Source organism: Pseudomonas sp. AM4(2022) (assembly GCF_036346515.1).
In the GTDB taxonomy this organism is placed as follows: Bacteria; Pseudomonadota; Gammaproteobacteria; order Pseudomonadales; family Pseudomonadaceae; genus Aquipseudomonas; species Aquipseudomonas paracarnis.
Genome location: NZ_JAOTNW010000013.1, coordinates 61,014 through 75,530, shown reverse-complemented (window position 1 = coordinate 75,530; position 14,517 = coordinate 61,014). Strand labels below are relative to the sequence as shown.

At 60.2% G+C, this 14,517-nt stretch carries 10 protein-coding genes; 1 reads left to right on the top strand and 9 read right to left on the bottom strand.

The genetic code is table 11. From position 1 onward, the window contains the following. Positions 1-12: 12 nt before the first annotated feature. Genes efeB through efeU form a run of 3 tightly spaced genes read right to left on the bottom strand, consistent with a single transcriptional unit; the run spans position 13 to position 3,390 of the window. Entirely contained in the window at positions 13-1,317 is a 1,305-nt protein-coding gene (gene efeB, locus ODQ19_RS18620) for an iron uptake transporter deferrochelatase/peroxidase subunit (protein WP_330210873.1), read from the bottom strand. A gap of 14 nt (positions 1,318-1,331) precedes the next feature. Beyond that, positions 1,332-2,534 (bottom strand): iron uptake system protein EfeO, encoded by a 1,203-nt coding sequence (efeO, locus tag ODQ19_RS18615; protein WP_330210872.1) that lies wholly within the window; start codon positions 2,532-2,534, stop codon positions 1,332-1,334. Positions 2,535-2,544: 10 nt separating this feature from the next. Further along, on the bottom strand, positions 2,545-3,390 hold the full coding sequence (efeU, locus tag ODQ19_RS18610) for an iron uptake transporter permease EfeU (RefSeq protein WP_330210871.1): 846 nt from the start codon (positions 3,388-3,390) through the stop codon (positions 2,545-2,547). 168 nt (positions 3,391-3,558) lie between these two features. On the opposite strand from efeU, the gene ODQ19_RS18605 reads away from it, so the two are divergent. Beyond that, on the top strand, positions 3,559-4,581 hold the full coding sequence (locus ODQ19_RS18605) for an AraC family transcriptional regulator (protein WP_330210870.1): 1,023 nt from the start codon (positions 3,559-3,561) through the stop codon (positions 4,579-4,581). A gap of 728 nt (positions 4,582-5,309) precedes the next feature. On the opposite strand, the gene ODQ19_RS18600 is transcribed toward ODQ19_RS18605, so the two are convergent. The 6 genes from ODQ19_RS18600 to ODQ19_RS18575 all read right to left on the bottom strand — a co-directional run bounded on the left by ODQ19_RS18600 (position 5,310) and on the right by ODQ19_RS18575 (position 14,504). Continuing rightward, a complete protein-coding gene (locus ODQ19_RS18600) occupies positions 5,310-5,834 on the bottom strand; it encodes a hypothetical protein (RefSeq protein ID WP_330210869.1) in 525 nt (174 codons plus the stop codon). A 279-nt stretch (positions 5,835-6,113) separates the two neighbouring features. After that, a complete protein-coding gene (locus tag ODQ19_RS18595; RefSeq protein ID WP_116668724.1) occupies positions 6,114-7,529 on the bottom strand; it encodes an efflux transporter outer membrane subunit in 1,416 nt (471 codons plus the stop codon). Then, complete coding sequence (locus tag ODQ19_RS18590) at positions 7,526-10,705, bottom strand: efflux RND transporter permease subunit (protein WP_116668725.1); 3,180 nt, start codon at positions 10,703-10,705, stop codon at positions 7,526-7,528. Before ODQ19_RS18590 ends, ODQ19_RS18595 begins: the two co-directional genes overlap by 4 nt. A gap of 12 nt (positions 10,706-10,717) precedes the next feature. Next, on the bottom strand, positions 10,718-11,959 hold the full coding sequence (gene mexE, locus ODQ19_RS18585; protein WP_116668783.1) for a multidrug efflux RND transporter periplasmic adaptor subunit MexE: 1,242 nt from the start codon (positions 11,957-11,959) through the stop codon (positions 10,718-10,720). A 217-nt stretch (positions 11,960-12,176) separates the two neighbouring features. Continuing rightward, positions 12,177-13,073 carry a LysR substrate-binding domain-containing protein gene (locus ODQ19_RS18580; RefSeq protein WP_330210868.1) on the bottom strand — a complete coding sequence of 299 codons (897 nt, stop codon included), beginning with the start codon at positions 13,071-13,073 and terminating at the stop codon, positions 12,177-12,179. An 87-nt stretch (positions 13,074-13,160) separates the two neighbouring features. Beyond that, positions 13,161-14,504 carry a TolC family outer membrane protein gene (locus tag ODQ19_RS18575; protein ID WP_330210867.1) on the bottom strand — a complete coding sequence of 448 codons (1,344 nt, stop codon included), beginning with the start codon at positions 14,502-14,504 and terminating at the stop codon, positions 13,161-13,163. Positions 14,505-14,517: the final 13 nt, after the last annotated feature.

The following is a 14,517-nucleotide window of genomic DNA, read 5'->3' as shown; positions in this document are numbered from 1 at the left end:
CTCTGGTGTGTTTTAGGTCTTGGCAGGTTCGTGAGGGTGCGTTGCCGCGAGCAGCGTGCGCCCGATGAAGTCCTTGGGCCCGGTGACCCCTGGCAAGGTGAAGAAATACCCGCCGCCCACCGGCTTGAGATACTCCTCCAATGGTTCACCGTTGAGCCGGGTTTGCACGCTGATAAAGCCTTTCTCCAGGTCAGCCTGGTAGCAGATGAACAACAAGCCCATGTCCAGTTGACCGTTTTTGTTGACGCCGTTGGAGTAGTTGAACGGCCGCCGCAGGATCAGGTTGGCCTGGGTCTGCGGGGTGCGCGGGTTGGCCAGGCGGATGTGGGCATCGAGCTTGGTCAACTTGCCTTCAGGGTCCTTGCTGTAGTCCGGGACCTGGGTTTCATGCTGGCCGTCCATGGGCGCGCCCGTGGGTTTGACACGGCCGATGATGCTTTCCTGTTCTTGCAACGGGGTGCGATCCCAGCGCTCGACAAAGTTACGGATGATGCGCACGGCCTGGTAGCTGCCATGGGCGGTCCAGGCCGGTTCGTCGCTGGTGGGCTGTACCCAGACGATCTGGTCCATGGCCTTGTCATCGTTGGAGTTGGGGTTGGCCGAGCCATCGCGAAAGCCCAGGAAGTTGCGCGCACTCTGCGCCGGTTCGCCGGGCTTGGACGGTGCCTGGGGCGGCACGCTGCCTTCTTGCTTCCAGCGCACCAGCAGCAGGTCGGGCAGGTTTTTGACGATGTCGCGCAGGGCGTGGATATTGGTGTCCGGCGTGTTGGAGCTGAACTGCAGGCTCAGGTCACCATGGCACTGCGCCGGTTCCAGCGCATCGTTGGGAAAACCGACCATGCGACTCAGGCGCTTGGGCTTGGCCGCCGCTAGGCCAAAGCGCTCATCGAACAACGATTCGCCGACCGACACGGTGATAGTCAGGTTATCCGGCGTGACCACCGGGCCGAGGATACCGGAATCGGTGGGCGGCAATTTCGGGTCGACCTGGGGCACGGTGCCGCCCGTCATCAGGAACGCGATGCGCTCATTCAGGGTGCGAAACAGGCGTTCCAGGTCATCGCGGTCGCTGGCCAGTACATCGAACGCCACGACCATGCCGCAGGCCGGGCGCGGGGTGACGATGCCGCTTTGGTGCTTGCCGAAAAACGCCTGGTGGTCCTGGGTCTTGTCGCTGCGCGGGGCCGTGGTGACTTGCTCGGCCACTGCTGCCATCGCCGGGCAGGACAGGCTGCTGCCGGCAATCGCAGCGCCGGTGGCCGCCATGCCCAACAGGACGCGGCGACGTTGGAGGTCAAACTGTTCTTTATCACTCATGTATGCGGTCGTCTTCACTGCAGGCCGGAAAGGCCAAGGGCGGGGTCGATTCCATCGAGTGCAACGGCCAGTGCCTTGGCCTTGTCGGCGATCTGCTTGCGCTGATCAGCTGTAACCTTGTCGTAGCTGGGGTAGCGGTCATTCACCTTGAGCCTGTCGAGTTCGGTGTCGAAGGCGCTGAGCGCGCTGTCGATAGCGGGCAGCAGGTCGGCGGCGGACTTGCCCAGCAACGGGCGCATCAGGTCGACCACCTTGCGCGCGACCTGCAGATTGGCGGCAAAGCCGTTCAAGTCGATGTGGCTGTAGCGTTCCTCTTCACCGCTCGCCGCGCGAACGTCTGCCAGGCTGTTGAGGTTGCGCACCACAATGCTCACCAGTTGCTCCGGTGGCAGGGACTGGGCCAGTAACTGTTGCTTGAGCGTGGTGACGTCGGCCACCAGTCGTTGCGCGACCGGCGCCAGGCCATCGAGGCTGTGCTGCTGGAACAGGCTGTATTCGAGGCGGTGGAAGCCGCTGAAGGCGGGGTCCTGCTCGCGCTTTTCAAAGTAGTCGGCGCGGGCGTTGATCGCGTTATCCAATTCGGCCAGGCGTTGAGAGGCAGGCGCCAGGCGCTGATACGCCTCACGGGCCGGCACATACATGGCCTGCGCCTGGGCCAGATCACCGGCGTCGATAGCCTGTTGCAGCGCCGTCACCGCCTTGATCAGCGCACCGCTCTGGCCGCTCAAGTACACACGGAACTCCGACAACGGGCCGATAAACGCCACCATCGACGGCTTGGCCTTAGCCTGGGCGTCGGACTCTGCCGTGGGCGTGACATGCAAGGTGCCACGCGGGTTGCTCAACAAGCCACAGGTAATGGCGTAGTCGCCGGGCAACAGGTTGGCATTGATCACCTGGCTCAGGCCTGGGGCAATGTTTTCCCGTTCCTCGACCACCAACACGCCGTCGAGGATTTCCCACTCCACCGCACGGTCGGAGCGGTTGATGATACGAAAGCTTGCGCGCCCGGCCGGCACGGTGAGGGCGTTGGGCTCGCAGGCGTGACTGTGAATCGTGACCGCGATTTCATTGTGGTTGGTCTGGCGTTTGGTCGCGGCCAATTGCGAGGCGTAGTAGAACAGGCCAACGGCGGCGATCATCACCACCACCGAGCCGGCCACACCCCAGCGCAAGGCGCGGGATGGCGGAGCCGATTGAGGGGTTGGGTTGGACAAGAGACGGTCCTTACTGGCTGGAAACGGAAGAAGTCGTGGCGACAGGCTTGGCGGGGGCCGAGGGCAGGAAGAACATCACCAGGGCCACCACCAGGTAAATCAGATAGGCGCCCAGGGTGCTGGCGGTCGGCGCCTCCTGGTAGCCGAACATGCCGGCCAGTACCGAGCCGAGCGGGCTGTCCATGGGTAATGCAGCGCTGAAATCGAACAGCACGGTCTGCCAGTGGTTCCACACGCCGGCTTCGTGCAAGGCTTGCACCGAGTTGGCGAGAATGCCGGCCGCGACCACCAGGATGAACAGGCCAGTCCAGCGGAAAAACGCGCTGAGGTTCAGGCGCATGCTGCCGGAATAAATCAGCAAGCCCACGACAATGGCCAGGACCAGGCCGAGCAGGGCGCCCACCGGAGCGCCCGGGCCTTCGCTTTGCTGAAACACGGCTAACAGAAAAAACACCGTCTCCAGCCCTTCGCGGGCCACGGCAAAAAACACCATGGCGATCAGGGCAAATACCTGATGCCTGGAACCGGCCAACGCATGGTCGAGGGATTCATGCAGCGAGTGTTTAATCGAGCGCGCTACTTTGCGCATCCAGAACACCATGGAACTGAGGATGCCCACGGCGACCAGACCGACGACACCTTCAAACAATTCCTGCTGCTTTTGCGGGAATTCCGCACTGACCAATTCCAGGCCGCCGCCCACCAGCAGCGCCAGCGCCGCTGCAAGGAACACGCCGATCCACACCGCAGGCATCCACTGGCCACGCCCGGTCTGTTGCAGGTAACTGGCGATAATGCCAACGATCAATGCCGCTTCAATGCCTTCGCGCAGCATGATTAAAAAAGGAACGAGCATCGGGCACCCGGGCGCAACTAGTTAGGGAGCTAAGTTGTAACATAATGATACTCATTGCTAAACAAGAAATATTGACCTTTGCTGAACGTGGGCTGAACAGTGGTGGCGAAGCGCAACCGCCTTTATGATGCGGGCCAATCAGACCGCAGCCGGATAGCTCAACGCCCCATGTCGGAAAAAGACACCATCTCCATTCACCTCGTGCGCGAAGCGCTGTTGCAGAGTTGCGCGCCGGGAGCGGCCACCGTTGAGGCATTGAGCAAAGTCGGGATTGATCCGGCGTTGCTTGAGCAGCCCGACGCTCGCGTGGCGGCCACCGCCTATGCACGCCTGTGGCGTTTGCTGGCGCGGCGCAGGGACGATGAGTTTTTTGGCATGGACCCACGCCCACTCAAGTCCGGCAGCCTGGCGTTTCTGTGTCGCGCCGCCATGGCGCAACCCAGCCTGGCTGCGGGCCTGGAAACCGGCTTGGGGTTTCTCTCGCTGATGCTGGAGCACCTTCCGGCCCAGCTGGTGCGCCAACAGAGCCTGGCGGAGATCGTCCTGCTCGAACCTGAGCATGAACCCAAGCGTGCGTTTACCTACTTCACCTACTGGATGATCGTCCACGGCGTCGCCTGCTGGCTGGCGGGGCGGCGTATTCCGATCCTCGCCATTGAACTGCGCTGCGCTCAGCCGGACTTCTGTGACGACTATCAGGTGATGTTTTCTGACAACCTGCGCTTTGATCGACCACGCACCCGCATGATCTTTTCAGCCGACTGCCTGGACCTGCCGATCAAGCGCAGCCCGCAGGAGCTCCAACGTTTTCTCGCTCATGCACCGGCTAACATCCTGGTCAAATACCGCGACCCGGAAAGCCTCGCCACACGCATCAAGCACGACCTTCGGCAGATGCCCCCCGACACCTGGCCGGAAACTGAAGGGCTTGCCGCCAGGTTGTGTATTTCTGCGTCCACCCTACGTCGCCGCCTGGCGGAAGAGGGGCAGACCTATCAGGGCCTCAAGGACAGCGTGCGCAAAGAACTGGCGATTGTGTGGTTGGCTGAACCGCAGATCAGTTTTGCCGAAATCGCCACGCGGTTGGGGTTTGCCGATGCGAGTTCGTTTTATAAGGCGTTTCGTAAGTGGTCTGGATCGAATCCCGGGCATTATCGAAGTTTGATTTTGAACGAGTCGAGTCGACTCTAACTTCCGTCATGCGGGATTAGGACAATTCTCACTTATTCCTTCACCCAAGTATGACAGAACGCTCCTTCGATATTTTAGGACGTGGCTGGCATATTTAGCGCTTGATTTCGTGCACCGTAAGCAACGTGTTTCTACCCGCATTAGTGGGTGCTTGATATCTGCTGGGTTGATATCGAGTGTCATGTGCTGGCAGCCGTTGCTTAACTGCGAGGTGCGCTTATGGGGAAATAAAAGATCAGATATATCGAGTGGGGATTTATTTACTATTTGCTGATTTGAGGTGAGATCATGAAAAGTCTTATTGCGTTGCCGTGTCTCGCGTTAATGCTTTTGTCTGCTCAGGTGTCGGCCTTGTGTCTGTATATAAGTGATAGCTATAGCGGGCTTTTGCAGCCAGGCGTGGAAACGGCAGTTTATGGTCCGTTCACAATAACATCTGCTAATGGGTGTGCTGGTGCGACCATTGATGTTTCTGCTTCCACAAGCGGTGGGGGGCGGGCGCCGCAGTTGATAATTCAAAAGCAGACCGGGGCTTCTTGGGGAGATGTTGCTGGAACCTTTGGAAGTAGTACGTCCTTCTCAGGTGTGTTTGGAACCTATCGAGTCGTCATGATTAATTCTGGTTCCGAGGTGCAATCTTACTCTGGCACCGCACGATACGGTCGCTGAGTCGTTAAGCTAAACAGTGCGCCACGAGGTTATTGGCGCACTATTTGCGAGCATCTGAATCAAGCTTTTTCATCTATGGATAAAGCCGTATTGGAAGAGTTTACAAAATAGACCAGTGCCCCCATGGCGTGATTAGCTGCAACCATTCCCTGCCGCCATCTCAACGTATGCTCGTTTGCGGTTGCAGGGTTGTCTTCCAGGAATTCACTGTACTCCACCAGTCGCTCATTAAATAAGGCAATTGCGTTGAATTTTACGTGCGTCTCTGTTGGAACACCTTTCGCATCGGTATGCAAATTACCACCTATGAACATTCTGAATGCATAGATATCAATCATTTCCTGCTCAAATAGTGTGCGCCCTACTTTTCTTAGGTCATCTGAACTGATAGACGTCATGTCATAATCTTTCAAATAAGCCTTCAGCTGGATGATTTGATTGTTGTCATTGAGCTGTAGGGTGTCAGCTGCCACCTTCTTCTCTGTAATTGTGAATGCATTCATTGTCTGCTCAGGATTTTTGATCACGAACGCATTGGTTGCCTTGGTATACCGCATCTGTTCAGCAGTCAACAAGATAGCCATGTCCCTTCCTCCATTAGTAAGTGACACTTCGTTGTCGACGCGTGTGCGTATTACTTTAATGGCGCGTGGCGTCTGAAATGTGAGTTGGTTGTGAGGCATTAAAGCCTGGCGGCGAGGTACAGCGCGGGACTAGGACATTACCTACGAAGGCCTTCTTATTTGACTTACAGAAGTTACTTTCAACATTTTAGGAAGTCCTGGCAAAAAAAAGCCCCGCGACCGAATGGACCGCAGGGCTAAAAATTGGCTGGATGCGACCAACCAAAGGAGCTCTTTACCTCACTTGCTGCTGGCAACCACCGTATCCGGCTGCCAGCCACCACCCAAGGCCTTGTAGATCGCCACAATGCCGCGATACAGGTCCACTTCGGCCTGGGCCTGGGAGTCTTCGGCGGCCAGGCGTTCGCGCTGGGCGTCGAGCAGTACCAGGAAGTCCACGGTGCCTTCGCGGTAGCGGATCGCGGCGAGGTCGGCGGCGGCGCGGCTGGATTCGCTTTGGCGGATCAGCGAGACCAGGCGTTGTTGGCGCTTGCCGTAATCGCTGAAGGCGTTCTCGGACTCTTCCAGGGCCAGCAGCACTTGCTGTTCGTAGGTTGCCAACGCGCCATCGGCTTCGGCATTCGCGCCACGCAGACGAGCACGCACGCTGCCCAGGTCAAACGCTGCCCAGGTGATGCTCGGGCCCAAAGACCAGGCATTCGCGGCGGCCGAGCCGATCTGCGAACCACGCCCGGCGGTGAAACCGAGGAAACCGCTGAGGCTCACCCGTGGGAACAGGTCGGCCTTGGCCACGCCGATACGCGCAGTGGCGGCGGCCAGCTTGCGTTCGGCGCTGAGAATGTCCGGGCGCCGTTGCAGCAGTTGCCCCGGGTCGCCAATCGGCAACGCCTTGGCAATCGCTGGCAGGTCTTTCGGGCTCAGGTCCACGCTCAGCTTGTCGGGGCGCTGGCCGAGGAGGGTGGCGATGCGGTTGCGCTCGCGCACTTGTTCGGCCTGCAGTTGCGGCACGCTGGCTTCAACTGCTGCCAGACGGGCGTCGGCGCGCTCTACGTCGAGCTGATCACCTACGCCGGCATCCCGCAGGCTGACGGTGATGGTGCGCGACTCCTGCTGGTTCTTCAGGTTGTCCAGGGCGATGCGTTCACGCAGTTGCGCGCCACGCAGTTGACCGTAGGCATCCACCAGTTCGGCAATCATGGTGACTTGCAGCTGGTACAGGTCGGCTTCGGCCACCTGTTGGTCAGCGTCGCTGGCTTCCAGGTTGCGGCGGATGCGCCCGAACAAATCCACTTCCCAGGCCATGTCCAGGCCCAGGTCGTAGCGCTCGCTGTTGACACGCTTGGTGGTCTGCCCTGGAATCTGGCCCTTGCCCACATCGCTGCTGGCGCGGGAGGTGACCACCGGCATGATGTCGTTGGCCGCATCATCACGGATAGCCCGTGCCGCCCGCAGACGGGCGAAGGCCACGCGCAAATCACGGTTGCCGCTCAGGGACTGGGTCACCAGTTGGTTGAGGGTCGGGTCGTCGAACTGCTGCCACCAGATGCCTTCGTACTTGGCATGGTCGTAGCTTTTGCTGTCGGCGGCGGCCGTGATGTTGGCCGCCTCCAATTGCTGGGTCTTGTAGTCCGGGCCTACGGCACAGGCGGCGAGCGCCAGCACCAACAGGCTCGGCAGGAATACTTTCACACTCATTGCTGTGTCTCCAGCTTCAAGGCCTTGGCCGCTTTGCGCGCTTCACTGCGCTCGACATAGCGACGGATCAGTACATAGAACACTGGTGTCAGCAACAGACCGAAGAAGGTCACACCGATCATCCCGGAGAACACCGCCACGCCCATGGCATGGCGCATCTCGGCACCGGCACCGCTGGACAGCACCAGTGGCACCACACCCATGATGAACGCGAACGAGGTCATCAGGATCGGCCGCAGACGCAGGCGGCAGGCTTCCAGCACTGCGGCGAGCGGGTCGAGGCCTTCCTGCTGTTTATCCTTGGCGAACTCGACGATCAGAATCGCGTTCTTGCACGCCAGGCCCACCAGTACGATCAGGCCGATCTGGGTGAAGATGTTGTTGTCGCCGCCTGAGATGATCACCCCGGTGATGGCCGACAGCAGTGTCATCGGTACGATCAGGATCACCGCCAGTGGCAGGCTCCAGCTTTCGTATTGGGCGGCCAGTACCAGGAACGCCAGCAGTACGCAGAGCGGGAACACGAACAGCGCGGTATTGCCCGAAAGGATTTGCTGATAGGTCAGGTCGGTCCACTCGTAGGTCATGCCGTTGGGCAGTTCATCTTTGAGCAGTTTTTCAATCGCGGCCTGGGCCTGGCCAGAGCTGTAGCCCGGCGCGGCGTTGCCGTTGATTTCGGCGGTGATGAAGCCGTTGTAGTGCATCACACGGTCCGGGCCCGAGGTATCGCTGACCTTGATAAAGGTCGCCAGCGGGATCATCTCGCCTCTGTTATTGCGCACTTTCAATTGGCCGATCTGGTCGGAGTCCTGGCGGAACTGCTGCTCGGCCTGCACGTTGACCTGATAGGTACGCCCGAAGCGGTTAAAGTCGTTGGCATACAACGAACCCAGGTAGACCTGCAGGGTGTCGAAGATGTCACTGATCGCCACGCCGTGGGTCTTGGCCTTTTCGCGGTCGATAGCCGCGTCCACTTGCGGCACGTTGACCGTGTAGCTGGTGAACAGGCCGAACAGTTCAGGCACGCTGTGGCTCTTGGCAATCACGTTCTGCACTTCTTTATACAGCTCGTCATAGCCGAGGTTGCCACGGTCTTCGATCTGCAGACGGAAGCCCCCGATGGTGCCCAGGCCTTGTACCGGCGGCGGCGGGAAGATCGCCATGTAGGCTTCTTCGATATTGGCGTATTGGCCGTTCAGTGCACCGGCAATCGCACCGGCAGACATGCTTGGGTCTTTACGCTCATCGAAGGGCTTCAAGGTCACGAACACGATGCCGCTGTTCGGGCTGTTGGTGAACCCGTTGATCGACAGGCCCGGGAAGGCAATTGCAGCTTCCACGCCGGGTTGTTTCAGGGCGATCTCCGACATGCGCTTCATCACGTTTTCGGTGCGGTCCAGGCTTGCGGCGTCGGGCAGTTGGGCGAAGGCCACCAGGTATTGCTTGTCCTGGGCCGGGACGAAACCGGTCGGCGTGTGGGCAAACCCGAAGAACGTCAGCACCATCAAGCCTGCGTAGACGAACAAGGCAATACCGCTGCCGCGAATCACTCGGCGCACGGTGCCTACATAGCCATGGCTGGCCTTTTCGAAAAAGCGGTTGAAGGGACGGAACAGCCAGCCACCGAAGATCTTGTCGAGGAACTTCGAGAACCGATCCTTCGGCGCGTCGTGACCGCGCAGCAACACAGCGGCCAGTGCAGGAGACAGGGTCAGGGAGTTGAACGCTGAGATCACGGTTGAGATCGCGATGGTCAAGGCGAACTGCTTGTAGAACTGCCCGGTCAAGCCACTGATAAAGGCGGCCGGAATGAACACCGCACACAGCACCAGCGCCGTGGCGATGATGGGGCCGGTCACTTCACTCATGGCTTTTTCGGTCGCTGGGAACGGCTCAAGGCCCAGCTCGATATTACGCTCGACGTTCTCCACCACCACGATGGCGTCGTCCACCACGATACCGATGGCCAGTACCAGGCCGAACAATGACAGGGCGTTCAGCGAGAACCCGAACAGGTGCATCACCGCAAACGTACCGATCAACGAAACCGGCACCGCCACCAACGGGATAATCGAGGCGCGCCAGGTCTGCAGGAACAGGATCACCACCAATACCACGAGGATCAATGCTTCAAACAGGGTATGCACCACCGCTTCGATGGAACCGCGTACAAAGATGGTCGGGTCATAGGCGATGCGGTAATCCATGCCCGCCGGAAAGCTCTTTTTCAGCTCGGCCATCTTGCTGCGCACATCGTTGGAGATGTCGATGGCATTGGAGCCGGGACGCTGGAAAATCGGAATCGCAACGGCCGGCTGGTTATCGATCAGCGAGCGCAGCGCGTATTGGCTGGAGCCCAGCTCGACCCGGGCGATGTCCTTGAGGCGCGTGATTTCACCGTTGGCGCCGGCGCGAATCACGATGTTCTCGAACTCTTCTTCAGTGACCAGGCGGCCCTGGGTATTGACCGACAACTGGAAGCTGGTGTCACTCGGCGCAGGCTGGGCGCCCAGGGCACCGGCTGCCACCTGGCGGTTCTGCTCGCGGATCGCCGTGACCACATCGGTGGCGGTCAGGTTGCGCGAAGCGGTTTTGTTCGGGTCGAGCCACACGCGCAGGGAGTAGTCGCCCATGCCGAACAACTGCACGTCACCGACGCCGCCCAGGCGTGCCAGTTCATCCTTGATATTGAGGATCGCGTAGTTGGACAGGTACAACATGTCGTAACGCTGATCCGGGGAGGTCAAGTGCACCACCATGGTCAGGTCGGGGGAGGCCTTGTCCACGGTAATGCCGATGCGCGTCACTTCCTCTGGCAGCTTGGGCTGGGTGCGCGTCACACGGTTTTGCACCTGCACCTGCGCGTTGTCCAGGTCGGTGCCCAGGGCGAAGGTGATGGTCAGGGTCAGCTTGCCGTCAGCGGTGGACTGCGAGGACATGTACAGCATGTTCTCGACGCCAGTGATGGCTTGCTCCAACGGCGCGGCCACGGTTTCACCGATGACTTTGGGGTTGGCGCCCGGGAAGTTGGCGCGCACCACCACGGTCGGCGGTACCACTTCCGGGTATTCGCTGATCGGCAGTTGGAACAACGAGATCGCACCGGCGATCAGGATCAACAGCGACAGCACCGCTGCGAAGATCGGCCGTGAAATGAAGAACTTGGAAAAATTCATCTTAAGTATCCCTTAACCGCGTGGAGTCGCAGCGCTGGCGAGCTTGGGCGCTGCGGTTTGCGGCGCTACTTGCTCCAGGTTGCTGGCTTCAAGCGCTTGTCGTTGTTGGGCCAAGGCGGCGAGGGTTTCCTTGCTGGCCATCGGGATGGTTTCTGGTGCGACCGGTGAGCCTGGGCGTACACGCTGCAGGCCCTTGACGATCACGGTGTCGTCCTTGGTCAGGCCGCTACGCACGATGCGCAAACCTTCGATTTTCGGCCCCAGTTCCACCGCGCGATAAGCCGGCTTGTCGCCGTCCATCACCAGTACGAATTTCTTGCCCAGGTCGGTGCCGACGGCTTCGTCATTGATCAACACTGCCGAATAGGTACCGCTGCCGACCAGTTTCAAGCGCGCATACAGGCCAGGGGTGTATTCGCCCTTGCTGTTGTCGAATACTGCACGGCCACGGATGGTGCCGGTAGCCGGGTTGACCTGGTTGTCGACGAAGTTCATCTGGCCCAGGTGCGGGTTGCCGGTTTCGTTGGACAGGCCCAGGTACACAGGGGTGGTTGCGCCACGCCGGCCTTCACGGGCCAGTTCGGTGTACTTGAGGAATACACGCTCATCGGCGTCGAAGTAGGCGTAGACCTTGTCGGTGGAGACCACGCTGGTAAGCGCAGTGGTATCGGCGGTCACCAGGTTGCCGGCGGTGATTTCGGCACGGCTGACGCGGCCACTGATGGGCGAGGTCACGCGCGTAAAACTCAGGTTCAGCTTGGCCAGGTCCAACTGCGCCTGGATCCCGGCCATCGCGGCGCGGGCTTCCTGGGCGGCGGTGGTGCGCGAGTCGGCCAGTTCGGCAGAGATCGCATTGCTCTGGCGCAGGCGCTCGCCACGTTGCGCTTCGTTTTCACTGCGAGTGGCGGCGGCTTTAGTCTGCGCAAGCTGGGCTTCGAGGCGGCGCACTTCGGCCTGGAATGGGCGAGGGTCGATCTGGAACAGCAGGTCGCCTTTCTTCACCAGCGCGCCTTCGGTGAACGCCACCTGGTCAATCTGGCCGGACACCCGCGGACGAATCTGCACGGTTTCCGGCGCTTCAAGGCGCCCGGTGAACTCGTCCCACTCGTTGACCGGTTGTTCCAGCACCTTGGCCACGCTGACCTTGGCAGGAGGCATGGCGGCCGCTTGTTCCGGGGTCTTGCCGCACGCGCTCATCACCACTACGGCCAAGATCGCCAAGGGGAAGCGCAAATGTTTGAGTGACTGTTCCATGAGGTGCATCCGCCAATGTATTTGAGATGGGCGGATCATGCGCGGGGAGGTGCTATGTCACGAATCGAATGAAGCAAAGGTAACTATCATTCGGAATGATATAAGCGCGGAGTCAGCCCTCTAGCATGGGGGTTTTGTTAGGGAGCTATCAATGTCATTGATGACAAAAGACTGTTGCTGAGGGTGCAAGGAACTTTTGCAGTTAGGCATGGGTGCCTCACGGCGCCTCAAACGCATCGCCCAGAAAGTCGATCAAGGACCGCACCGACGGCATCAGCCCACGCCTGGAGGGGAACACGGCGGTGATCACGCCTTCAGCGGGTTGCCATTCAGGCAATACGGCAATCAAGCGTCCGTCGGCCAGTTCGTCTTTCACCACTACCTGCGGCAGGTTGGCGATGCCCACGCCCGCCAGTGCAGCGTTTTTCAGGGTGGACATGTCATCGCTGACCAGGCGTGGCGTGTGCACTACCTGCGCCGTGGCGCCGTCCGGCCCGGTCAGGTCCCACAGGTACTGAAGCAACGGGTTGCCCCAATGGATAGTCGCCAGCCCGGCAAGGTCAGCTGGTAGCGAGGGCAGGGGAGCGCCCTGCAAAAAAGTCGCGCTCGCCACCAGCACCTGAGGACTTTTAGCCAATACCTTCATGACCAGCTCACTGCTTTCCAGCGGGGGGAAACACAGGTTCAAGGCCATGTCATAGCCTTCGCTGATGATGTCGACCTTGCGGTTAAAACTCTTCACATTCAGTTCGACGCTGGCGCATTGCGCCATGAATTGGGCCAGCATCGGCGCCACCCAATAGTTGAGCAGCGCAGTGGTGCAGCTCAAGCGGATCACGCCGCGCGGCTCTGATTTGTTGAAGGCAATCACATCTTCGGCCGACTCGGCTTCGGCAATCATCGCCACGCAATGGCGATAGTAGGCCTGGCCGATATCGGTGACCTGGAACTGGCGCGTCGAGCGCTGTATCAGCCGTGCCCCCAGCCTGGCTTCAAGCTGGCTGACTCTGCGGCTCAAGGTCGATTTGGGCAGGTTCAGCGCACGGCCCGCCGCCGCAAAACCGCCGTGCTCGACCACCTTGGCGTAGAGGAAGAGTTCGTTGAGGTCGAACATGGGCACCGTTCCATTTTTGAGATGCCCAAGCTTAATCCAACTCAGCCCTCACGTTGAGCGAATGTCAGCGCATTATTCACCAGCGCGTCAGTTCAGCGTGTGGCTGATTTCGCGCAGGCGCGCGTCGCTCAGGTTGCCGGTGGATGCCAACAGGTGCAACTGGGCCATCAGGATCGCATAGCGTTGTTGGACCAGGCGTTGCTGGGTATCGGTGACTTTCTGTTGGGCATCCAGTACATCGGTGTTGATACGCGAGCCGGCTTCGAAGCCGTGGGTCACGGCGGCGAGGTTGATCTGGCTGGAGTTCAAGGCCTGCTTGAGTGCCTGGTATTGGCTCATGCCGTTGGTGACTTGCAGGTAGGCCTGGCGCGCCTTCAGCCCGGCGTTGCGGCGTGCATCTTCGACTTCGTCCGCCGCCTTGCTTTGCAGTGCATGGGCTTCGCGCACGCGACTGCTGGTGCGGCCACCGCTGTAGAGGGGAACGCTCAGTTTGACCCCGACCACGGTCTGGTTATAGCGGTTTTCCGGCAACGTCACATCGTAGACATCACCGCCGACAGAGGCGAAGCGGCCATGGGCGGCGATCAGATCCAGGGTCGGCAAATGCCCGGCCCGTTCTTTGTCGATGTCCATTTCGGCCAGGCGCTGGGCAATCTGCGCCGCCTGTACGGCAAGGTTGCCTTGTTGCGCGGTCGTGGCCCAATCATCGATGGCAGCGGGCACCGGGGCACTGAACTGCGGCTCTTTGCCTGACCACGGGCCTGCCTGCGCGGCGGTCAATTGGGTGAGTGTTTCGTTGGCTATGTCCAGTGCGCCACGGGCGGCCACCTGTTCGGCGAAGGCCTGGTCGTACTTGGCCTGCACCTGGGCGAGCGCATTAGCGGTGGTGGCGCCGTCGGCCAGCAGTCGTTGGCTGCGCGTCTGGCTCTCGCGCAGGGTTTGTAGCTGTTGCGTGCGGGTATTCAACAGCTCCTGATTGAGCAGCACGTCGAAATAAGCGCGGGCGACGCGCAGCATCAGCGCTTGGCGCGCCTGTTCGGTGTGCAGTTCACTGGCGCTGATCAACAGTTTGCTTTGGTCGTGGGCGATCACATTCTGCCAACGCAGCAGCGGCTGTGTGAGGACCACGGCGTAGGCGTTGGTGTTATTGCGATTGCGATGATAGTCGGACGAATCCTCGGCATCGACCCAGGCCGCGCCGCCGGTGACAGACAGGTCCGGCAGCAGGTTGGCACGGCTTTGCGGTTCCTTTTCTGCCGTGGCCAATTGCTGGGCCTGTGCGGCCGCGAACTGCATGTCGTGGGTCAGCGCCTTCTGGTACAGGTGGTACAAGTCATCTGCCAATACCTGAGTGGGCGCGCAGGCGAGTGCCAGCCAATACAGCGGCATGAGCAGCGGGGTGGTGTTCAGATGCAGGCCTGGAATACGCAAGGGGTGTGCTCCA

What these genes read in the sequence shown, in the direction of transcription:
- ODQ19_RS18595 (WP_116668724.1), bottom strand. Translation starts at nt 7,529, where the DNA reads ATGAGTGTGAAAGTATTCCTGCCGAGCCTGTTGGTGCTGGCGCTCGCC.
- ODQ19_RS18590 (WP_116668725.1), bottom strand. Translation starts at nt 10,705, where the DNA reads ATGAATTTTTCCAAGTTCTTCATTTCACGGCCGATCTTCGCAGCGGTG.
- efeB (WP_330210873.1), bottom strand. Translation starts at nt 1,317, where the DNA reads ATGAGTGATAAAGAACAGTTTGACCTCCAACGTCGCCGCGTCCTGTTG.
- efeU (WP_330210871.1), bottom strand. Translation starts at nt 3,390, where the DNA reads ATGCTCGTTCCTTTTTTAATCATGCTGCGCGAAGGCATTGAAGCGGCA.
- ODQ19_RS18605 (WP_330210870.1), top strand. Translation starts at nt 3,559, where the DNA reads ATGTCGGAAAAAGACACCATCTCCATTCACCTCGTGCGCGAAGCGCTG.
- mexE (WP_116668783.1), bottom strand. Translation starts at nt 11,959, where the DNA reads ATGGAACAGTCACTCAAACATTTGCGCTTCCCCTTGGCGATCTTGGCC.
- ODQ19_RS18600 (WP_330210869.1), bottom strand. Translation starts at nt 5,834, where the DNA reads ATGGCTATCTTGTTGACTGCTGAACAGATGCGGTATACCAAGGCAACC.
- ODQ19_RS18580 (WP_330210868.1), bottom strand. Translation starts at nt 13,073, where the DNA reads ATGTTCGACCTCAACGAACTCTTCCTCTACGCCAAGGTGGTCGAGCAC.